Raw genomic sequence first — 20,674 nt, 5'->3', positions numbered from 1 at the left:
TTTCTTCGTTATATTTATACATAATCCAACAGAAAGTCAGCTTTGAGTGAGCCTACTTTTTCGTCTCTAGCATTATTAATGGATGGGAAATGATACTCTTTTAGTTCGTTCAATTCTTCTCCCGTCAACATACCCAATTGTTTCATTACTTCAATGGCAACGGGGGAAGTAGCTCTGCTGTTCCCATCCTCTATTTTAATCGCGATTCCTATTCCGCTTCTTAAATCTCCAATACAGTAGACTCCTTCAGCTCCTACTTTTCCGAACATTTTTCCTTTTACTACGTTCATAAAATCAGTGCAAAAGCGATTTGTTCCTCCTACCATTTCTGGTACTTGCATCATTGCATGAACTACTTGGCTTACGGATTTTTTTCTACTATTCGGTAGATTATCTGGTTTAGCCATTTTTGCATAGGCTAAAGCGATTTTCTCTAATGCTATTCCATGAACCGGAACTCCACATCCGTCCACTCCAATTTGAATATCTTCTTTAGGAGTTTCTGCTAACTCACTGATAACTTGTAAAATTCTTTGTTGAACGGGGTGGTCCATATTGTAATAGGAATCTATTGGTTCATTTAAGTGCTTGGCCGTTATTAACATCCCACTATGTTTTCCCGAACAATTATTGTAGACAGGAGTGACTTTTCGATTTTCAATTATTATTTTCTTGTACGCTTCTTCCCACCTTGGAATATGTGTACCACATTGTAGACTACTCTCCACTAAACCAGCTTTCTCTAATATAGAAATAACTCGATCAGTATGCTGTTCCTCCCCGTTATGGGAAGCACAACATAAGGATAGATCGGCAGGTTCCAATTGGTATGATTCATATGCTCCTGTTTCAATAATAGGAATGGCTTGTAAAGGCTTCATAGAGGAACGTGCAAATACGATGGAATTTATGTTTCCTTTTGAAGCAATTAACTTCCCTGTATAATCTACTATAGCAATATGGCCGAGATGCTTGCTTTCTATAAAATTTCCTCGCATGACATTAACTAAATTTGTAGCATTCATCTTTTCACGTCCTATAAATAATTTGAAGAAAACCTTTAAAGTTTTGACAACCTTAAAGGTCTTCATATATAAAGATTCCATGTATTTGAAAAGCAATCTAAAGGAGGTAAAGACTGCTTTTCTGGAGTCAATTACGCTTGTTTAAAAAATTTTCAAATAAAATTTTCATAAAAGCATCAATTTCTCGAATCACTTTCTTCAACTCGTAATTCAAAAAATTCACCTGTCGACGAATCGCAGTTTGTAACAAATAATAATCCTCATCTTTAAGACCATTTGTATAATGATTGATCAGTGCTAAGGATGGAATCGGAACAGTTGTTGATGCTAAATCATGTTCAAACTTACTGCCACCAACATAATTGATGGGTACGAGAAGTTTAGATATTTTAAGTAGAAAATTATTGAATAATCTACTATGCTCTGAATCTGACTCCAGCCATACTTTTCTTTCCAACACGCTTGTTAACTTTTTTTCAATCTCATCTATCCTATTTATCGAGAGTGATAAATCAACAATGTCTTTCCCTTTTTCTTGATAATCAACTATATGCTTATGAATTTCTTCTACTGCTTTAAGAGAATTGATCGGAATAATGTTGTCTGTTAACACTTTATAAAGGGATAATAAGTAGATTTCACAATCATTTCTTAAGACATCAGGATCGATCTTATCTATCGTATCCTCCACTGTATGCCACCACCAGCCGAATCCCCCACCCTTTGTACCTGCAAATAGTTTTTGGACATTTTTATAAGCAGGATCATCGGATAGTTCTTGTTCCGCCATCCCCATATATAAGGAAGGAATTCCTGTGCCCCAAAATGATTGATCCGCAGAACGGGAATAACGTTTACCTACAAATGCTTGATCTGTAAGGCGACCAATCACATCAATTGCTATATCTTCTGTTTCGGCCATTGCATTACTATCTACAAAAACGTTTGCACCTTTTCCTCCAACAGAATCTACATAAAAATGCATGATACCGTTTTCTGTCAAGTCCTCCCAGTTTTTATCACAATAAGCAGCCGAACCCGCATATCTTCCATGAGAATGTCCGGACCAAAAAGCAAGACGTACGTTACGTTTCCATTTTGTTTTATTTTGAGCGAGAATTTTTACAACTTGTAACATTAAAGCATTTGCTGATCCGTTATCCATCGCGCCATAATGCCAAGAATCTACATGCCCACACAACAAAACAAAGTGATCCGTTTCATAATCTCCACGAATTTCCGCAATAAGTCTAGGTATCTTCATCCATTTAGAACTTACTTCAGTAGAAATAATTGCTTTGTAACTCGATATTTTCAATAAATCAAGCAATTTTTCCCCATTCTTATTATTGATAGAAATGACAGGAATTTTAGGCAATAAATCTTTGTCCCTGATAGATGGATTTCCCCATATTCTCGAAACAATCATCTCATGAGTATTAGGGCCGTTAATGAAAATTGCCCCAACAGCTCCCGAGTCTTCCATTTTTTTTACGATGTCAGGAATTGCAATACTGTCATAAATCGCAATTTTAGTATCAACTAATTTAAGGGAATCTTCATTTAAATCTTGGAGATAAATACACTTTGCACTTAGTTCTTCATTATTCAAATCTTTGGACATAGAATGAGTGATAGAATCTATTATCTCCCCGTTAACTTCTAATTTCGATTGAATAGGAATGCTTATATAAGCATCATCGAATTCAATTTCCGCTTTTAAACCAAATGACTCCAGTCTTTTTTGAATGAATTGAAAAGCTCTTAACTCTTCCATGGAGCCTGATAATCTTACTTCTCTCGCAATTTTACTATTATCTGCTAAGAGTTCCTCTTTGGATATTTGGTTTACTAATAACTCCTCTTCCATTGTTAAATTTCGCTCCATTTAATCACCTCATTTATTTCTTGAGAAATGTATTGAAAGCATCAAACTCTTTGTTATGCAACTGAGAGATTGCTTTTACAAATGTCTCCGTCGTATGAGGTGTATCATACAAGATTTTAAAATATTCATTTCGTAAGTTTTTCGGCGTTTGCGCATAAGCGTTTCCAATCATCCAGCGTCCATAATAATAGCTTGGATAATAGGTTTTTTGAACTGGATGAGAGAAAAAACGAAAGCAATTATTAGCTTCTATTTCGGTTATTCCACCTTCATTTATCATATAACGAATGACTTCTTCTTTCGTCATAGCATGAAGATTATAAAGATAGCAAGCATTCGTCATATACATACGCTGATAATCTAGGAAATGTCGTGCAGTTCGGTATTGCATTTTTTTCTCATCGCTAATGCCTTCTGTTTCTTCCTCTAAATTATCCCAACCTAAGAATGACAAAGCTGTTTCTGGCCCACCTTCAAAAAGTGCATTAGTAGGGCTATTTATCATATAATAAGATGCTTCTAACGGTAAATTTCCATTTTTAAATTCATAATCCCAGCGGCAGTAGAAAGCTTGATGACCTGGATATGCTTCATGGGTCATTATTTGTGCAAGAATTGGCTCTGTCCATGGGCGATCGATATTAAAAGTTAAGTTACCACGATAATCTCCCGTATATTTTGAATAACCACTCCAAAAAACACCACGAATTGGTTTGATCCAATCAACACCATCTTCAGGAGGTAATTCTATTACTCGATTTAGAGTACCTTTTTTACTAAGTTCTCTAAAATTCTCCGCAACATTCACCACTTCTTCTGGTGCAATCATCGTGTCACTTTTCCACGCTGAAACTTTGTCAGCAAATGATCCCGAATATCCAATATTCGTTAAGCTTTCTTCCACCAACTCTTTCGCATATGCAAGCTGCTCATCTGAAATTAACGTCGAAGGTAGCTGTTGAATATTTAAAATAAGCTCATCATATGGAATGTTGTCACCTTGCATACTTCTTGCAAAATAGTTAAATCCATTCATCATACCCCGCAGATATTCTCCAGGATGACCTTCCAAAGTCCGTACTGCCTTTTCAACCTCTTCTATGGCAGAACCAATTTCATCAAAGGTTTTCAAAGTAGCTTTCACGTCACTATAACTTGCGGTTGTTACTTCGGTTTCAAATAAATGCATAGCCTGCTCATTTAAACTTAATGTAATATCAACAATCTTTTCTCCTGTTTCCTGTTCAGTCCAAAGCTTCATTAAGATTCCCCCTTGCTCAATAATTCACTAGCAGACAATTCCCATAAATCTTTGATATCTTCTAAAATAAGATTTGTCAAAAGTTGATATAATACTTCTCCTTTTTCTGGTGTTGCGCTCGCTGCATCGCCCATATATCCATCTTTATATAGCACTTTCCCCATATCTTTATATTTTAACTTTCGATTATATTCAATAGAAAAATCGCCTGCTAGTGACAAATCAGCTAGGTTTTCATCTATGGCTAGAACTAATGAAGTCTCATCTTCTCCACCATGACCAGGTTTGGATGTAATCGTCAGAATATCCTCTCGGTAATCCATCCACCAATTTATTGTAAGCGTGTTAACTCCCATATCCGCTAACTTTTCAGTGACAATAGCTAAGCTTGGAATATTGCCACCATGACCGTTAAATAATATTAAATTAGTAAACCCATTTCGATAAAACTCCTTGCCTATTTCGTACACATAATTGGAGAAAGCTTCACTTGAAATATCAAATGTACCCGAATGAGGTGCAAGTGCCCAAGAATGACCATACGCAACTTCCGGTGCCATAATCACTTTTTCACCGATTATTTTATCCAGTCTTTTTACAAATTCTCTTGGAATCCATACGTCTGTACCTAAAGTGGCATGGGGTCCATGCGTCTCCATCATTCCAATTGGTAATAGAATAGTATTTACTGTTTGTTTCACTTCATTAAATTTGCTTGCATTTAAGTCCATTAAGTACATGAAAAATCCTCCTTCATTGCAAATGTTTTGCGATCATCTCAGCCATTAAAGCCGCTCTTACTGGTAAATTAGACAAAATAATATGTTCATTGTCCGAATGTGCACCACCACCAATTGGACCTAAACCGTCAATTGTAGGTATACCTTCACCAGCAGTGAAATTTCCATCACTTGCTCCTCCTGAAGACCCTTCCTCTATTTCATATCCATGTAGTAAAGCTATTTCCTTTAAATCATGATAGAGAGAGACTACTTTTTCGTTTCTTTCTAGTGGAAAACGCTCGATTTCTCCTGTTACTAAAGTACTCGTCCCTTCAACAAAAACAGGACGATTCATAATTTGTTGCGTAATTAGCTCCGCTTGTTCTCTTTTCATAATCCGAACATCTATTTCTGCATATGCATCTTTTGCAATAACATTGGTCCTAGAACCTCCAGATATGATCCCTACATTAATGGATATGCCTTCTTCTCGATTTGCTAACTTCTTCAAGTCGATAATTTGATAAGCAAGTTCCTCGATAGCACTCGCTCCATCCCATGCATTAATTCCAGCATGAGCAGCAACTCCTTTTACTTCCATATAGAAGTTACCCGCTCCTTTTCTTTCTGTTTTTACTGCTCCGTTAGGCTCAATACTAGATTCGGGAATCAATACCAAAGAACTTTTTCGAGCTTCTTGAATAATAATTTCCTTTGAATGGATACTTCCAATTTCTTCATCAGATGTAACAAGCAGTACAACTTTCTTTTCGCCAAATATATTAAATGCTTTTAATGCTTTCATAGCCCAAAGAGAAATCGTTAAGCCGCCTTTCATGTCAAATACTCCAGGACCATAAAGAGTATCTTCCTCTATCTTTAAAGGCAAAGCATCTTTATCCCAAACAGTATCTAGATGACCAATGATGAGAATTTGGTCTTTACAATCTTGCGCACCGTAAGTTAATAAATACTGATTTCCCACAGTCGACTTCTCCAAAATTTGTATATCTCCACCAATAAGCTTTGTAAACTCCTCCATTAATACTTCTCCACATAGATCAACGAGTTTCTTATCCTGCGAAGGAGACTCAGCTTTCACAAGATGTATAAGTGTTTTTTCTATTTCCGATTGATTTTCTTTTAGATAATCAAGCATTCTTGTCATATATTAATCTCCTAGCGCTAATAATGGATCTTCTACATTAATGGCTAATGAAGTTACTAAAAATAAAACTACCCCATCAACTTCCGCATAAATTTCAATCTCTGTTTCACCAAATACATTTTTTATTTGACCAAGTATCTCTCCCTTTTTCACTTCTGAACCAATTTCCACTGCAGGATACCAAAGTCCTTGAATAGTTGCTCGATACCATTCAAATGTTTCTAAGTTTTTCACTGGCTCTTCTACGAAATCCCCATTAAGCACACCAATATACTTCAAAACATTTTTCGTGCCATCTTGTAGTAGTTTAGAAGAATATTCATCTAATATTCCTTGTTGGCCCGCTTCTGCAATTATCCCTATCTTTCCTAACGCAGTAACTGCGGAATAAGTTGATCCCATCACTTGAGATTCCGATTTTACAACATATGGGATACCAAATAACGATGCAATTTTTTGGGCTTCATCCATAAGCAGTAGATTTTCTGACATTTGATAAATGGTAAAAGGCACTAAAGCTTCTATCATATCGCCACCATGTAAATCTAATACAATATCTACATGAGAGAATATTTCCTTGTGTAACCAAAAAGCTATTTTTTCACTTTCCGTTCCATTTTCTTTCCCGGGAAATACTCGATTTAAATTTTTTTCATCTTTTGGGTGAACGTAAATGGATCGTTTATAGAAGGAGGCTATATTGACAATAGGCAAAATGATTAATTTTCCTACAATATCATTTGGTGTTATTTCTTTCGCTAGCTTTAAGGCTGCATCAATGGAAGTGTATTCGCATCCATGCACTCCAGCCATAATCAAAACGGAAGGTCCTTCTTCTTTTCCATTTATCATAAACGCGGGAATGTTATGTTCCAAAGTTGGAAAATGTAAAAAACCGCTTATTTTTTCATCTCTATTTACGACTAAGTTATTAATCGTCCACAACCAAATCCACTCCTATATAATAGTTAGAAAAAGCGATCGTAAAACTACTTCTTTACGACCGCTTTAACATGTTATTCTTTCGTCATTTTTTGGAACGGAACATACCAAGTGTTCATTGGGTTAATTTCATATCCCTTCACCCAATTCTTCATAGGTGCTTCAACCGAGCGTTGAGCCGGAAAAATATAAGGAACATCTACACTCATTATTTCTTGAATTTTCTGATAATTCTTTTCACGAACAGACTCATCCACTGTGGAACGGCCTTCTTCTAACAATTTATCTACTTCTTGATTATCATAGAATGCTAGGTTAAATCCAGGTCCTTTACTAGAAGAGTGTGCAAAATACCATAAATTATAATCTGGATCTGGATAATCAGGAGTCCATGCCGCTAATGCTAATTGATGCTGACCGCTTGTAACTAAATCCAAAAATGTTGGCCATGCTAACGCTCTAATTTGCAGGTCAATTCCTATCTTTTTAAAATCAGACTGCATCATTACCGCAATGTTCTTTCTAACTTCATTATTTTCTGATATTGCAATTTCTAATGGGAAACCTTTTTCATAACCGGCCTCTTTCAGTAAAGCCTTAGCTTTTTCTAAATCAAAGTCATATAACTCAATATTAGGGTTATATCCAAACATCCCTTTCGGAATTATTCCACCAATACGTTCTGCTCCACCAAGTAAAACATCATTTATAATCGAATCATAATTTACTGCGTGTGCAAGAGCCTGCCTTACTTTTGGATCTTTTAAATATTCTTTTTCCGTGTTAATAGCAATGTCATCAATTGCGTAACCAGGAGATTTTAGAACAGTAATATCGTTATTTCCATCCATTTGTTTTAAAACATCTGGAGAGATCATGGAGTAGTCAATTAAATCAACTTCCCCTTTTTCCATCATTAATCGAGCTGTAGAAGGTTCATTTATGATTAAAATATTTACTGTTTTTAACGTCGGTACTGTGCCCCAATAGTCCTCGTTAGCTTTCATTACTAGTTTCTGTCCTCTATCCCAACTTTCCAAAATATAAGGTCCAGAACCCATTTCTTTATCTGCCAAGTAAGTTTCCCCTAAATCACTGCCATGATGCTCTGCAAGTTTTGGGTTCACAATGTTTCCAAAAACAGTTCCTAATGTTTTTAAGAATGGAGCAAAAGGTCTTTCAAGTGTTATATTTATCGTGTGTTCATCTACAATTTCAAAGCTATCTTTATTAATAACATCTTTAAATTGACCAGCTGCGGATTTCCCTACGTCCATTGCACGAGTGTAAGAATATTGTACTGCTTCAGCCGTAACTGGTGTTCCATCATGGAATTTTGCTTCTTTATTCAGATGGAATGTGTAAGTTAACCCATCCGGTGAGATATCCCATTTCTCTGCAAGTTGTGGAATAACATCTGTCGTTGTCCCATCATAAGTAACTAGGCGATCATATAACATATAGGTTACTCGGAATGATGTGTTCGCCGACGTACCATGAGGGTCTATATGTGGTATGTCCTGATTTGTTGCAAAATTAAATACTTCTGTTGATCCAGAACCTTTTTCCTCTGCTTTTTCTTCCGTTTTAGGCTCTTTTTCTGTTGGATCCTCTTTCGAATCTGTCTCACTTTCTTTCTTACCGCTATCACTACATGCCCCTAATACTAAAAGTAATGCAAACACTAGTGCAAACATGAATAACCATCTTCTGTTTCTCTTCAAATGCTTCCCCTCTTTTTCTAATTAGATTTTTGTATAGCTTACGAAAACTTTGAAATCACCCCTTTCATTTAATTCTATTAGCGGTTTTTCGGATCCAAAATATCTCGTAAACCATCGCCAAGTAAATTGAATCCTAAAACCGTCCAAAGTATTGCTAAACCTGGAAAAGTAGCTGCCCACCAAGCATCCCTTAGAACTTCTCTACTAGATGCAAGCATTGCACCCCATTCTGGTGAAGGTGGTTGAGCACCCAATCCGATAAAACTTAAGCCAGCAGCTGATAATATGACAAAGCCTAGATCTAAAGAGGCCTGAATACTTGCCGGTGCAATGGCGTTTGGAAGAACTTCTTTAAAAAGTATTTTTACAGGATGAATACCAACTGCTCTAGCAGACTCTACAAATTCTGCATTTTTTATTTGAAGAACGGATGATCGAACGATTCTTGTATACCATGGCCACCAAGTGATAGCGAGTGCGAGTAGTACGTTTTCAATGGAAGGACCAAGTGCAGCTGCGATAGACATTGCCAATATAATTCCAGGAAATGAAATGAAAATATCCGTTGTTCGCATAATAATTTGATCAACTATGCCTCCAACAAAACCAGCAATAGCCCCTAAAACTGTACCGACCGGAAATGCGATTAAAACAACTAGTACACCAATCTTCAATGAAATTCTGGAACCGTATACAATTCTACTAAAAATATCTCGCCCAACTTCATCTGTACCAAACCAATGATCTACACTTGGGGATAAAAGTTTTTGACTAATATTAATTTCTAATGGATCTTGTGGAGCTATAATTGGTGCAAATAATGCCATAATTAGTAGCATTCCAACTAAAAAAATTCCCAACATAGTAAGTGGACTGGAACCTATTTTTTTAAACATACGACACCCCCCTATTCGTACTTTAATCTTGGATCAATTACTACATATAAAACATCAATTACTAGATTTACAGTAATAAATAATACCGCGATTAACGTTGTAACACCCATAACTGCAGGAAAATCTAAGTATGTAATTGCATTTACCGCATACTTACCTACTCCTGGCCAAGAAAATACGGACTCTACTAGGACACTACCTCCTAATGAATGGCCAAAAGTCATACCAAGCAAAGTTAAAACAGGCATCATACCATTTCTTAGAGCGTGGCCATATAATACTCGATTCTCTGTTCCACCTTTTGCATAGGCTGTTCGAATATAATCACTGCCTAATACTTCTAACATACTAGAACGTGTCATTCTTGTGATCATTCCAATTGTTACTGCTGCCTGAGTAAAGGCTGGGAGTATCAGATGCTCGACTGTTGATTTTAGAACAGCCCAATTTCCTGTTAAAAGCGCATCAATTGTATATAAACCGCTAATTTTTTGAGGTGGGGATAAAGCAGTGTCGATTCGACCTGCACCAGGAAGTAAATCTAGTTTTAAATAAAAAAGTAATAATAAAATAATGCCAAGCCAGAATGCAGGCATCGCTACTCCAATAAGTGCAAATACCCTCGTAAATTGATCTGCGAATTTATCCTTTTTACTGGCACTTACTATGCCAAATGGAATTCCTATTAGAACGGTAATAAGCATGGAAACTAAGGTCAATTCTAAGGTAGCGGGGAAAAATTCTTTTAAGTCTTGCGATACTGCTTGATGTGTAAAATTACTTGTACCAAAATCGCCTTTTACTACGTTTGATACATATCGAAAATATTGAACATAAACAGGGTCATTTAATCCCATTGATTCCCTAAGTTCTTCAATTACTTTTGCATCTGCATAAGGGCCAGCGACTAGCCGTGCAGGGTCTCCGGGTATCGTATTAGAAATAAAGAAAGTAAGAATTGTAATTCCAATAAGAATAGGGATAATCAGTAGCAAACGTTTAACAATATACCTTAAAGCATCCATCTATTATTCTCCTTTCTTCTTCATAGTTTCAGACAAGAAGCGAAATGCCCCTCTTCAATTTCACGTAATACCGGAACTGAGTTTTTGCATTCTTCTGTTGCAATAGGACACCTCGTATGAAATGTACAACCACTTGGAGGATTTACTGGACTCGGCAAATCTCCTTGAAGTATGATTCTCTCTCTTTTTTTAGTAGGATCTGGCAATGGGACTGCAGAAAGTAGAGCTTTCGTATAAGGATGTAAAGGTGTTTCATATATGGATTCCACTTCGGCAATTTCAACTATTCTTCCTAAATACATAACTGCTACACGATCTGAAATATGTTTAACTACAGATAAATCATGGGAAATAAACATATAACTTAAGTTAAATTCCTTTTGAAGCTCGACCATCAGATTCAGTACTTGAGATTGTACAGATACATCTAAAGCAGAAACAGGTTCATCTGCTACGATTAACTTAGGATTTAATGTTAAAGCTCGCGCAATTCCAATTCTTTGACGTTGCCCCCCAGAAAATTCATGTGGATAACGATCTAATTGATCTTTTCGAATGCCAATTTTATCGATTAAATTTTCTATTATTTTTGTTCTACTTTCTTTATTTTTGTTCCCATGTGTAAGAAGAGGTGTTTCTAAAATAGTTCGAATAGTGCTGCGTGGATTAAGTGAGGCATAGGGATCTTGAAATACCATTTGAATTTCTTTTCGCGTCTTTTTCATTTCTCGTCTAGACATTTTACAAATATCTTTTCCTTCAAAAAATACTTCTCCAGAGGTAGGTTGTAATAGTCTAATTACCGATCGACCTAAACTAGATTTTCCACATCCCGATTCTCCAACTATCCCAAGTGTCTCCCCTTGACGAATATGAAAGGATACACCATCTACCGCTTTAACTACACTTTTTTCACCAAAGATACCTTTATTGGACGTATAGTATTGTTTTAATTCTTTAACTTCCAATAAGTTCATTTTCACGTACCTCCTCTTCATATAACCAGCAAGCTGTAGAGTGATTTTCTATTATTTCAACGGTAGGAGGAGTCTCCAATTTGCATTTTTCCATTGCATACTTACATCGATCGTAGAATCTACAACCTACTGGCATATTCTCAGGAGATGGTACAGTACCTGGTATGGATCCTAGCTTCTCTATTTTCCCTTCCAGTTGTGGTATAGAATCTAGAAGCCCCTTTGTATATGGATGCTTGGGATTTTGAAATAGCTCAATAACATTGGCTTTTTCTACAACTTGTCCGGCATACATTACCATGACATTGTCACATACTTCCGCTACTACTCCTAAATCATGTGTAATCATGATAATACCCATGTCATTCGTTTCTTTTAGATGATTCATTAATTCTAAAATTTGAGCTTGAACTGTTACATCTAATGCTGTAGTCGGTTCGTCACAAATGAGTAATTTAGGGTTACAAGCCATTGCAATAGCAATCATAATTCGCTGCCTCATCCCACCAGATAATTGATGGGGATACTCGTTGTATAAATCTTCTGCACGTGGAAGTCCTACTTCTTTCAATAAGCTAATGACACGATTTCTTCTTTGACTTTTATTCAAATCAGTATGCAAAACTAATGTTTCCTCAATTTGCTTTCCTACAGTATGAAGAGGGTTTAAAGAAGTAAGTGGGTCTTGAAAAATCATAGACATTTGATCACCACGAATTTTTTCCAAATTCTTCCTTGGCAACTTCACAAGATCTTCCGAATCTAATAAAACCTCCCCAAACAATTTTGCTTTATCTGGTAGGAGCTTCATCAGAGATAAAGCCGCCATGCTTTTTCCACAACCAGATTCTCCTACTATCCCAAGCGTTTCACCCTTTTGGACTGTGAAGTTAACATCCTCTAATATCCTTGTATAACTACCCTGTCTCATAAGTGATAAGGTAAGATCTTTTACCTCTAACAACATGGTATTCCCCCCTTTCAATTATTCTTAAGTAAATCCAACAAAGCATTATTATAATGTTCAGAAAATTCTTTTTGTACGTTTTCTTCGTTTCCAGATTTAAGTGCATCAATTAATCTTTGATGGTTTTCCACTACGTTCTTAGCTCTCACTGGTGCAATACTTGCTACTGTAAAAAACATAGCTCCAACCTGCGTGTCTAATTGTTGATGCATATGAATAAGTCTATTATGCTTAGAAGCTCTTACGACCGTTTGATGAAATAAAATATCATATTGCGCTTGTGATTCTAAGTCATTTTCTATAAAGGATTTTTCAAAGCCTTCCATTAGCTCTTGTAATCTTTCAAAGTCTTGTGCTTGTATGTTTTTTAGTGCCAATTGGGCTGCTTTACCTTCCAACAAGCCTCTTAATGTATATATCTCATACGCATCTTCATTTGAAAGGGTCGTAATATAAGTGCCTTTATTTAATTCATATTTAATAAGTCCTTCATTTTGTAATAATCTTAGCGCTTCTCGTATTGGTCCTCTCGATATTTGGAGCTTTTCCGCTAATTGTGCTTGATTAATTCTTTCTCCTGGTTTTAAAGTTCCGTTTAAAATCATTTTTCTAATTAACGTTACGACATGATCCGATAAGTTTTGATTATCAAACATTTTTATATCACACCTAATTTATATTTGTCCTGAAGCTCTTGAAGATTCTTTTCGGACATTTTTCTTGTTCCATTTTCGATTTCTTTTATTTGTTTTATTAGTTCCGCCGTTAGAGGCATTGCCAACCCATGTTTTTTGGCAATATCAATAAGTGGTACAAGCTGCGCATCTATTTCCGTTTTTCTTTTCCGGATTGCTAAATCTCGCCATATACCACTTTTCGTTTTTTTATTTGTTGCCATGCTTTGCGCAAGTTTTTCTAATGCTTCTTTTAAAAGGACATCATTTCTATTTTCTCTAGGAAAAATAAGTTCTGGTGTCCAACCATCAAAACCTAATGGGGTAATATTTTCTTTATGGGCTAACTCTATAATTTCTGTACATAATTCTAGTAAAGTTTCCCGGTATTGTTCATTTCGAACGACCGAAGCCATCGTTTCATCTACTAATGCAGTTGCAAACAGTAATCCAGCATAGGATAATTTCCCCCATAAATATCCCCAAATATTATCTGTTATTTCTACCGGTCCCCATGCTTGTAATATTTCCTGAAGCTTGCTCAATCGTGGTGAAAAAGTTCCATCAAGTTCTCCTAAATAAAGAGAGGCGACTCCTCCATATAAAATTTTCCCAGGTTCTAAGTAATCTGCTGAAAAATTAACAAAACACCCTATTGTCCGTTCTTCTCCAACGAGATCCGCAATTTTCAGTTCATTTAATCCATTTTGAAGTGATACCACGATAGAATCTTTTTTTAATAAAGGAACTAATGGTTTAAGAGCTTCCTCTGTATGTTGAGCTTTCACACATAAAAACAAAATATCTATCTGACTATTTTCTTTCAAAAGTTCTGTTGGTGTGACAGCTTTCGCTTTAACTAGGAAGCTTCCCAATGGTCCGTCAATTTGCAATCCATTGTTATTTATTTGTTTTACATGATCTTCATTGATATCACAAAAAGTAGCTTCTCTACCTTCTTTAATTAGATAAGCTCCAATGACTCCACCAATTGCCCCAGCTCCAATAATCGTAATATTCATCGTTAACCTCCTAAAATAATTGCAAGCCACCATCCGCAGAAATTGTTTGCCCGCTAATGTAGCTCGCATATTCCGATGCGAAAAACAATACTGGAGATGCAATATCCTCTGCTTTGCCTAATCTTTTTAATGAAATTTTTTGTATTAATGCATTCTGTTCTATCTCGCTCATGGCATCCCATTGCTTTTGCGTAGACGGGTTAGATAAGACAAAACCAGGTGCAACATTATTAACAGTAATTCCAAATGGTCCAAGCTCTTGTGCCATTTGTCGAGTAAATCCAATTTGCGCTGCTTTGGCACTTGCATAAGCTTGTATGCCTGTTAAACTAGTACTTCTTCCAGCCCCGCTTGAAATATTGATAATTCGTCCACTTTTATTTTTTTTCATGTTGGAAACCACTGCTTTAGTCATTAAAAATGTAGAGGTTAGATTAATATCAATGACTTTTTCCCACTCATCTTTATGAATTTCTTCGATTGGTTTGTGTATCTGCCTTGCTACGCCACCCGCGGTGTTGACTAAAATATTAATAGTTTCATATTCTTTTATAACTTCAAACACAGCACTTTTTACTGCATCTTCATCGATTAAATCCGCCGAAATTATGGTGAATTTATTTTTCAAATTATTATTTGCAATAAATGTATCTATCTTTCTTTTATTTTCCTTTAATTTTTCCTCTAAAAGATCTAATGCTACTACATTGCAGCCGTGATTGATAAAGGCTTCACAAATCGCATTTCCGATACCATTTGCTGCACCTGTCACAATTGCTAATTTACCCTCAAATATTGTCGACTGTAAACTGTTAACACTTTTATACACCATACTTCACCACCAATTTTATTATTAAATACATTATATGCTTTGCTATAGGTCATATGTCAACAGAATATTTAAAATATTCAACTTCCTTTGATTTTGGGGGTAATTAATTTGAAAATGGGTATGCACTTTGAGTTAATTTCAAAAATAGCATTTAATTATTAAAACACGGACCATGATTAATTATTGAGTGGGATGAGTGAGACAGATGAGACATCGCAAACGATTCGATTGTGTCGGTAATGGTTCAACGCTCACCTTGCGGAATTCGTCCGCCGATAGCGGAATTCATGCTGATTTATGAAAAGTATATTATACGTATTTTGACATTTCACTTTGATGCTGATCGTGTTTTATGTTCTAACTTTGAATTATGAATTTGACTCCTTTATGTGAAAACCCGAATATTTACTTCTTTTATTTTTTGAAGAAGCCTCCTAGTATTATTACGTCGTACAAAAATAAAAGTACCTCCCCATAGATTTCTCTATAGAAAGGTACTAGTCCATTATTATTTCTTTTGGATTCCAGTAAAGTATATATCTACAAGGACATTTGCTAATTCGAGGGGTTTACTTTTGTTCGTCAAAATCTCATTCAACGTTAATCTTTCTATGGATCCTACCAGACTCTCTGCTACTAATTCCATAGGATAAGTTTCCGAAAAATAACCCAATTTTTGTTCCATTTTTAAGTTTTCCGTAATTTGTTTCACCATACTATTTTTCAATTCTCTAGCCGAATCCGCTTCAAAAAATCCGATCTTTGTTAACAATGGATTCTCCGCAAAAAAAGTGAAAATATTTGTTAAGCTAGAACGTATTTGAAGTTTCAACGAATGCTCTTCTAAGTTTTCCTCTAAAAGGCTGGCCGTTGTTATATTTAGTAACTGCTTTTGAAAAGAACCTATTATTTCAAGAAAAATAGCCTCTTTACTTTCAAAATACAAATAAAAAGTAGGCTGCGTTACCTTTGCTTTATTCACAATATCGCTAATCTTTGTTGCATGATATCCATACTCCGCAAACTGCTCAATCGCTTTCTCTAATAGCAACTGCCTAGTCACTTCTCCATCTGAGTCCACTTTTCTTCCTCTTGGCATTTATCATACACCTCAGCTTAACCACCGATTTCACAACCAGATAGCTCCATTATAAAATACAGAAAGAGTATTGTATATTCCTTCACCAAAACCATCATGTGTTTGTTACAAGTATGTTACTGGTGCCTGGCACCCGTAACACCACTGTAACAATCTTCCCTCCTTTTTCCATTTATGACCCCCACAAAAAATGCTCCGGCACTCGTAAGTGCCAGAGCATTTTCATTTCACCCTATTCATCTTTTCTTTCATCATTTGGTGGAATGTCGTCAAAAGGATACAAATCATCTGTCGATGGAATATTATAGCCTGTATCCAAAACTTCGTCATCTGCTGGATTCGTATCCACCATTTCGATCGTAGGCTTCACTTCATCCACATGTGGAGTAATGCCTCTCAAGCTTCGTTCCACATCTTTATATTTTTTGAAATCTTCCTTTACTGACTCTTTCATCTTCTCTTTTTGCTTCTCAAACTTTCCTTTTGTCACTTCTACTTCTTCCAAGCTTTTTTCCATCTTACTTAAGTAACGTGAGGCATGCTCTCTTCCACCAAGCCCAAATGCTAGTCCAAATGCCAGAGCCACTCCGCCTAGTATTAAGATGAATGCAGAGTTAATAATGGATGCAGCAATTCCTAGTTGATCCAAAGCCATAAAGAATGCAAATGCTATAATTGCATATTTAGCTACATAACGTAAAAAATGAGGTGTTCCTGAAGCATGACTCATTAAACTTCCGACTAATTTCTCTACCATATTCGCTAACCAAAAACCGACAGCTAAAATAATTATTGCCGCAATAACAGAAGGTAGGTATGCAAAAATAGCCGTTGCCAAAACAATCATAAATTCTAGCTCCAATAATTGAAGAGCTTCAACCACAAACAATAAAATAATGACAACTTGCACCACTGTACCTATTAATTTTGCAAAAGATGGAGCACTTCCTGAATTAGTGTTGAAGCCCATTTTCCCGAATATCGAGTCTACTCCCATTTTTTCAAGCAATGAAACAACGAGATGCTTCACCCATCTAGCAGCAATAATTCCCACTAAAACAAGCACAATTGCAACAGCAATTTTAGGTAACATCGATAAAATATCACGTAACATTGCAATAGCTGGGCCCGAAATACCTTGTAAATCTAAAAGCTCAAGTGCGGTAATTGAAACCGGAATCATAATTAACACAAAAGCGATGATTCCCACAACTTTCGAAATACTAGTACCTTCAAAAAGTGTTGAAATTTTCAACCTTTCTGCTAATCGATCAGCTCCAGCAGATTCCAAAAATTTCTCTATTAAATTTCGAACAAGTTTAGCAACAAACCAACCAATTACAAAAACAAGTGCTGCGGAGATTAACTTTGGAACAAAGTTAAAGAAACTAGCAATCATCCCTTCAAATGGTCCACTCAATCCGTTAATACCAAGTGCATTTAATACTGCAGGAATGAATAACAAGAAAATGAGATAATACGCCACATTTGCAGCCGTATCCGTCCACTTAACTTGATTTACCGTTGTAGCATCAACACCAACTTTTCCTACATACTTATTTAAATTCAACTTGGTTCCAGACATAATAATTACTTTCTTTACTAATGTCGCTAATATCCAAGCAAACAATAAAATAAAACCAGCTTTTAAAATATTTAAGAAAGCTCCAGTTAAACCAGAGTACATCGAAACAAAAGGTGTTGCCATCGTATTCAAGTTTAGAATATTAAAAAATAAAACAAACGCAAGTAGTAGTACGATTATAAAAACTACTTTGCTAATAATTTTCTCGACTGTCCACTTAGACTTCGTATTTCCTAATCGTTCATTGACTTGGAATTTCCGCAACAATCTATGCGTCACATTCTCCAGGAATTTTGCAACAAAAAATCCAATTAATAATACTAATAAGGCTAATAATAATTCTGGTAAAAATGACAAAGTCCCTCTCCAGTAATAATAATCTAGCATCTAGTCATCTCCTTTTTATTCAACTACAAAATCGATTCTATTATTCCGTTACCCTTGTAAATTAGTGTTTAAACTTATGAAACTAGGATAAATAATTAGTAACTACAGAAAAAGGAGTGTTGGAGAAATGGACAATATATTCAAGGGAAAGTAGAAGAAGAATTAATGAACGTTAACCCCGAAAAGAAAGAGGAAATCTTATCAAACTTTTCTACCTTTAAATCATATTTAGGAAAAAAGGTAGCTAGAGGAGAAAAGCTTGGCCTTAGTGAAGAGCAATTAGCCAAAACTGCTGAAATGGTAGCTAATTATTTGGCAAAAAATGAAGAACCCCGAAACAGAGAAGAAAACCTATTACAAGCATTATGGAAATCAGGAAACAAAGAGCAACAACATGCACTAGCGCATATGTTAGTAAAAATGGTTAGTGAAAAAACAAGCCCATTCATATAAAAATAAGAACCGCTCCCTCAGTGAAGGAGCGGTTATATTTTGGGAAGTTATCTTCCTATAAGATTCTTTTCTATACTATCAATCGCATATTTAACGCTACCAAATGTATGAAATGAAGTAAAATCTATACCCGCTCGAACAATGACCATCGAAAGATTTGGACGAATACCAGTAAACATCACATGAATTCCAAGTAATTCAAGTACATTATGAATTGCAAAAATATGTTGCGCAATTTCTGTATCAATCATAAGGATTCCAGAAAAGTCTATTATTAAATGATCAATTTCCATATCTGGTATAGTGGGGATGACATAATCCAATAAATGCTGTACACGTTCATAATTTATATCCCCAACTAATGGTAGTATTGCAATTCCCTTTTGTATGGGAACAATAGGCGCGGATAATTTGTTAATTTCTTTCTGCCGTTCAATCATTAACTCATCTCTATAAGTCTCGTAAGCAATCATCGTTTCCGTCATACTTATATCCATTAAATAACAAATTCGATTATTTATTTTAGCTACCTCTTCGGTCGAGAGTCCAAGTTGGACAGATATGTTCGTTATATATTCCAAATACATTAAACGGTTCTTTGCATAAGGTTTTATTATTTTAGAAAACTGTGTAAAAACAGTTGCTTGCTGTTCCCCATTTTTCTTACTCCATTTAATTAATTCATCAGCTGCTGTATCGTTTGTTTCATTGAAAGAATTTGCGAGAAGCTCCAAAAATTCTACATTATTTTTCAGAGATTGCTCAAGCATTTCATTCGTGACTTGATAATTAACATGAACAAGTGCCAAATCCATCATTTCCTGGACAATCTTCTCTGCATGTTCAATTAAATATTGTCCTACTTTTATTATTCTATCCATTTTTCTACCCCCTAGATAGATTCCACTGCTTTCGCTAAATCTTTCTTAGTAATTTTCCAATGAGATGCATTCCAAACTGATTCCCCATTTGCTATTAAAAATGCTTGAGGTGATTCATGTCGTATCGCTAAATCATTTCCAATTTCATTGGACACTGGCCGGCTTTCAATAACTTTCACTAAATAAGTTTTGATAGGCGAATCAAAAGAAGTGAACTCCCCAAATGCATGCGCACTAACTGGGCAAGTCGTACTATGCTTCAACAACAAAACTGGCTGTTTCTTCGACTGCTCCAAAATATCTTTCCATTGACTAACAGATGTAACCTCTTCATATGCCATCATCGTAAACACCCTTTCATAATTAATAATTTAAATCTATATACCCTATTATACCGCATTTATATCCATCTTTTGATTATTACAATTATATTACAGGTGCCTGGTCTATTACAGGTGCCTGGTCTATTACAGGTGCCTGGTCTATTACAGGTGCCTGGTCTATTACAGGTGCCTGGTCTATTACAGGTGCCTGGTCTATTACAGGTGCCTGGCACCCGTAATGTATTTGTAATAAAAACCCTCACAAGCCAGGTGACTTATGAGGGTTGAGCTCTTTTTTTTGCTTTTCGTTCGTCATTTTCTATTTTAGCGGAGACTACCCCAATCGCTATTCCTAGAAGGGCACCTGCTCCCACTTCGACCGGTTGATGGCCAAGTAATTCGTCCAATTCCTCTTCACTCTTAACGTATTCAAAGCTTGGAAATTCACCGGATAATTTAGTTATTTTGTCTTCTATATCATTCACAAGATGAGCAATTTCACCCGTATGCCTTCTAATCCCTTGCGCATCATACATCACGATTGCACCGAACACAACCGCAAGTGCCGTTTCTGTGTGACCCGCTCCTTTATTTGCAGCTACATAGGAGGCAAGTGCCGCAACTCCTGCTGAATGTGAGCTGGGCATCCCACCCGTAGAGAGTGCTTGTTTTACATCCCATTTCCCGGTTAACTTTTTATGCGTTAGTATTTTTAGACCTTGAGCGATCCCTATTGCGGATAAGGCGGTTACGATTCCTCTGTTCATCTTCTTCATTTGCCAACCTCCAGTACACAAAAAGTTATGTATTTTCTCCTATACGA

At 36.0% G+C, this 20,674-nt stretch carries 20 protein-coding genes; 1 reads left to right on the top strand and 19 read right to left on the bottom strand.

The annotated features are described in order from the left end of the window. Window positions 1-14: 14 nt before the first annotated feature. From ACEPXG_RS04395 to ACEPXG_RS04320, 16 genes are all read right to left on the bottom strand, one after another. On the bottom strand, window positions 15-1,025 hold the full coding sequence (locus tag ACEPXG_RS04395; RefSeq protein WP_391207883.1) for an asparaginase: 1,011 nt from the start codon (window positions 1,023-1,025) through the stop codon (window positions 15-17). Between the two features lie 127 nt (window positions 1,026-1,152). Further along, complete coding sequence (locus ACEPXG_RS04390; RefSeq protein ID WP_391207881.1) at window positions 1,153-2,913, bottom strand: M28 family peptidase; 1,761 nt, start codon at window positions 2,911-2,913, stop codon at window positions 1,153-1,155. Between the two features lie 13 nt (window positions 2,914-2,926). Then, a complete protein-coding gene (locus tag ACEPXG_RS04385) occupies window positions 2,927-4,174 on the bottom strand; it encodes a hypothetical protein (RefSeq protein ID WP_391207879.1) in 1,248 nt (415 codons plus the stop codon). Beyond that, complete coding sequence (locus ACEPXG_RS04380; protein ID WP_391207877.1) at window positions 4,174-4,914, bottom strand: creatininase family protein; 741 nt, start codon at window positions 4,912-4,914, stop codon at window positions 4,174-4,176. The genes ACEPXG_RS04385 and ACEPXG_RS04380 overlap by 1 nt, the downstream gene beginning before the upstream one ends. Window positions 4,915-4,927: 13 nt before the next feature. After that, window positions 4,928-6,064 (bottom strand): M20 family metallopeptidase, encoded by a 1,137-nt coding sequence (locus ACEPXG_RS04375; protein WP_391207876.1) that lies wholly within the window; start codon window positions 6,062-6,064, stop codon window positions 4,928-4,930. Between the two features lie 3 nt (window positions 6,065-6,067). Further along, entirely contained in the window at window positions 6,068-7,009 is a 942-nt protein-coding gene (locus tag ACEPXG_RS04370; protein ID WP_391207874.1) for a succinylglutamate desuccinylase/aspartoacylase family protein, read from the bottom strand. A gap of 71 nt (window positions 7,010-7,080) precedes the next feature. Beyond that, window positions 7,081-8,730 carry an ABC transporter substrate-binding protein gene (locus tag ACEPXG_RS04365; RefSeq protein WP_391207873.1) on the bottom strand — a complete coding sequence of 550 codons (1,650 nt, stop codon included), beginning with the start codon at window positions 8,728-8,730 and terminating at the stop codon, window positions 7,081-7,083. A 77-nt stretch (window positions 8,731-8,807) separates the two neighbouring features. After that, complete coding sequence (gene nikC / locus ACEPXG_RS04360; RefSeq protein ID WP_391207871.1) at window positions 8,808-9,626, bottom strand: nickel transporter permease; 819 nt, start codon at window positions 9,624-9,626, stop codon at window positions 8,808-8,810. 11 nt (window positions 9,627-9,637) lie between these two features. Beyond that, entirely contained in the window at window positions 9,638-10,651 is a 1,014-nt protein-coding gene (locus ACEPXG_RS04355; RefSeq protein WP_391207869.1) for an ABC transporter permease, read from the bottom strand. Window positions 10,652-10,671: 20 nt separating this feature from the next. After that, window positions 10,672-11,628 (bottom strand): ABC transporter ATP-binding protein, encoded by a 957-nt coding sequence (locus ACEPXG_RS04350; protein ID WP_391207866.1) that lies wholly within the window; start codon window positions 11,626-11,628, stop codon window positions 10,672-10,674. Then, window positions 11,609-12,595 (bottom strand): ABC transporter ATP-binding protein, encoded by a 987-nt coding sequence (locus ACEPXG_RS04345; protein ID WP_391207864.1) that lies wholly within the window; start codon window positions 12,593-12,595, stop codon window positions 11,609-11,611. Before ACEPXG_RS04345 ends, ACEPXG_RS04350 begins: the two co-directional genes overlap by 20 nt. A gap of 14 nt (window positions 12,596-12,609) precedes the next feature. Further along, on the bottom strand, window positions 12,610-13,251 hold the full coding sequence (locus ACEPXG_RS04340; protein WP_391207863.1) for a GntR family transcriptional regulator: 642 nt from the start codon (window positions 13,249-13,251) through the stop codon (window positions 12,610-12,612). A gap of 2 nt (window positions 13,252-13,253) precedes the next feature. Then, entirely contained in the window at window positions 13,254-14,291 is a 1,038-nt protein-coding gene (locus ACEPXG_RS04335; RefSeq protein ID WP_391207861.1) for a ketopantoate reductase family protein, read from the bottom strand. Window positions 14,292-14,301: 10 nt separating this feature from the next. Next, entirely contained in the window at window positions 14,302-15,123 is an 822-nt protein-coding gene (locus ACEPXG_RS04330; protein WP_391207858.1) for an SDR family NAD(P)-dependent oxidoreductase, read from the bottom strand. Between the two features lie 508 nt (window positions 15,124-15,631). Beyond that, a complete protein-coding gene (locus tag ACEPXG_RS04325) occupies window positions 15,632-16,222 on the bottom strand; it encodes a TetR/AcrR family transcriptional regulator (protein WP_391207856.1) in 591 nt (196 codons plus the stop codon). 232 nt (window positions 16,223-16,454) lie between these two features. Continuing rightward, the gene (locus ACEPXG_RS04320) at window positions 16,455-18,194 is read right to left on the bottom strand and encodes a mechanosensitive ion channel (protein ID WP_391207854.1); all 1,740 of its coding nucleotides are present in this window, start codon (window positions 18,192-18,194) and stop codon (window positions 16,455-16,457) included. Window positions 18,195-18,359: 165 nt separating this feature from the next. On the opposite strand from ACEPXG_RS04320, the gene ACEPXG_RS04315 reads away from it, so the two are divergent. Continuing rightward, entirely contained in the window at window positions 18,360-18,647 is a 288-nt protein-coding gene (locus tag ACEPXG_RS04315) for a DUF3243 domain-containing protein (protein WP_391207852.1), read from the top strand. A 47-nt stretch (window positions 18,648-18,694) separates the two neighbouring features. On the opposite strand, the gene ACEPXG_RS04310 is transcribed toward ACEPXG_RS04315, so the two are convergent. From ACEPXG_RS04310 to ACEPXG_RS04300, 3 genes are all read right to left on the bottom strand, one after another. Beyond that, window positions 18,695-19,528, bottom strand: coding sequence for an STAS domain-containing protein (locus tag ACEPXG_RS04310; protein WP_391207848.1), 834 nt, complete (start codon window positions 19,526-19,528; stop codon window positions 18,695-18,697). An 11-nt stretch (window positions 19,529-19,539) separates the two neighbouring features. Next, window positions 19,540-19,872, bottom strand: coding sequence for a bacillithiol system redox-active protein YtxJ (gene ytxJ / locus ACEPXG_RS04305; protein WP_391207847.1), 333 nt, complete (start codon window positions 19,870-19,872; stop codon window positions 19,540-19,542). A gap of 254 nt (window positions 19,873-20,126) precedes the next feature. Continuing rightward, complete coding sequence (locus ACEPXG_RS04300; RefSeq protein ID WP_391207846.1) at window positions 20,127-20,627, bottom strand: divergent PAP2 family protein; 501 nt, start codon at window positions 20,625-20,627, stop codon at window positions 20,127-20,129. Window positions 20,628-20,674: the final 47 nt, after the last annotated feature.

The organism is Psychrobacillus sp. L4 (genome assembly GCF_042944905.1).
Classification (GTDB): domain Bacteria; phylum Bacillota; class Bacilli; order Bacillales_A; family Planococcaceae; genus Psychrobacillus.
The sequence above is the reverse complement of the archived record's forward strand: the minus strand, read 5'-3'. Positions and strand labels throughout refer to the sequence as shown.

Excerpts from the sequence above, each read along its gene's own strand:
- ACEPXG_RS04395 (WP_391207883.1), bottom strand. The coding sequence starts at position 1,025 with ATGAATGCTACAAATTTAGTTAATGTCATGCGAGGAAATTTTATAGAA.
- ACEPXG_RS04390 (WP_391207881.1), bottom strand. The coding sequence starts at position 2,913 with ATGGAGCGAAATTTAACAATGGAAGAGGAGTTATTAGTAAACCAAATA.
- ACEPXG_RS04385 (WP_391207879.1), bottom strand. The coding sequence starts at position 4,174 with ATGAAGCTTTGGACTGAACAGGAAACAGGAGAAAAGATTGTTGATATT.
- ACEPXG_RS04380 (WP_391207877.1), bottom strand. The coding sequence starts at position 4,914 with ATGTACTTAATGGACTTAAATGCAAGCAAATTTAATGAAGTGAAACAA.
- ACEPXG_RS04375 (WP_391207876.1), bottom strand. The coding sequence starts at position 6,064 with ATGACAAGAATGCTTGATTATCTAAAAGAAAATCAATCGGAAATAGAA.
- nikC (WP_391207871.1), bottom strand. The coding sequence starts at position 9,626 with ATGTTTAAAAAAATAGGTTCCAGTCCACTTACTATGTTGGGAATTTTT.
- ACEPXG_RS04355 (WP_391207869.1), bottom strand. The coding sequence starts at position 10,651 with ATGGATGCTTTAAGGTATATTGTTAAACGTTTGCTACTGATTATCCCT.
- ACEPXG_RS04350 (WP_391207866.1), bottom strand. The coding sequence starts at position 11,628 with ATGAACTTATTGGAAGTTAAAGAATTAAAACAATACTATACGTCCAAT.
- ACEPXG_RS04345 (WP_391207864.1), bottom strand. The coding sequence starts at position 12,595 with ATGTTGTTAGAGGTAAAAGATCTTACCTTATCACTTATGAGACAGGGT.
- ACEPXG_RS04340 (WP_391207863.1), bottom strand. The coding sequence starts at position 13,251 with ATGTTTGATAATCAAAACTTATCGGATCATGTCGTAACGTTAATTAGA.
- ACEPXG_RS04335 (WP_391207861.1), bottom strand. The coding sequence starts at position 14,291 with ATGAATATTACGATTATTGGAGCTGGGGCAATTGGTGGAGTCATTGGA.
- ACEPXG_RS04330 (WP_391207858.1), bottom strand. The coding sequence starts at position 15,123 with ATGGTGTATAAAAGTGTTAACAGTTTACAGTCGACAATATTTGAGGGT.
- ACEPXG_RS04325 (WP_391207856.1), bottom strand. The coding sequence starts at position 16,222 with ATGCCAAGAGGAAGAAAAGTGGACTCAGATGGAGAAGTGACTAGGCAG.
- ACEPXG_RS04320 (WP_391207854.1), bottom strand. The coding sequence starts at position 18,194 with ATGCTAGATTATTATTACTGGAGAGGGACTTTGTCATTTTTACCAGAA.
- ACEPXG_RS04315 (WP_391207852.1), top strand. The coding sequence starts at position 18,360 with ATGAACGTTAACCCCGAAAAGAAAGAGGAAATCTTATCAAACTTTTCT.
- ACEPXG_RS04310 (WP_391207848.1), bottom strand. The coding sequence starts at position 19,528 with ATGGATAGAATAATAAAAGTAGGACAATATTTAATTGAACATGCAGAG.
- ytxJ (WP_391207847.1), bottom strand. The coding sequence starts at position 19,872 with ATGATGGCATATGAAGAGGTTACATCTGTTAGTCAATGGAAAGATATT.
- ACEPXG_RS04300 (WP_391207846.1), bottom strand. The coding sequence starts at position 20,627 with ATGAAGAAGATGAACAGAGGAATCGTAACCGCCTTATCCGCAATAGGG.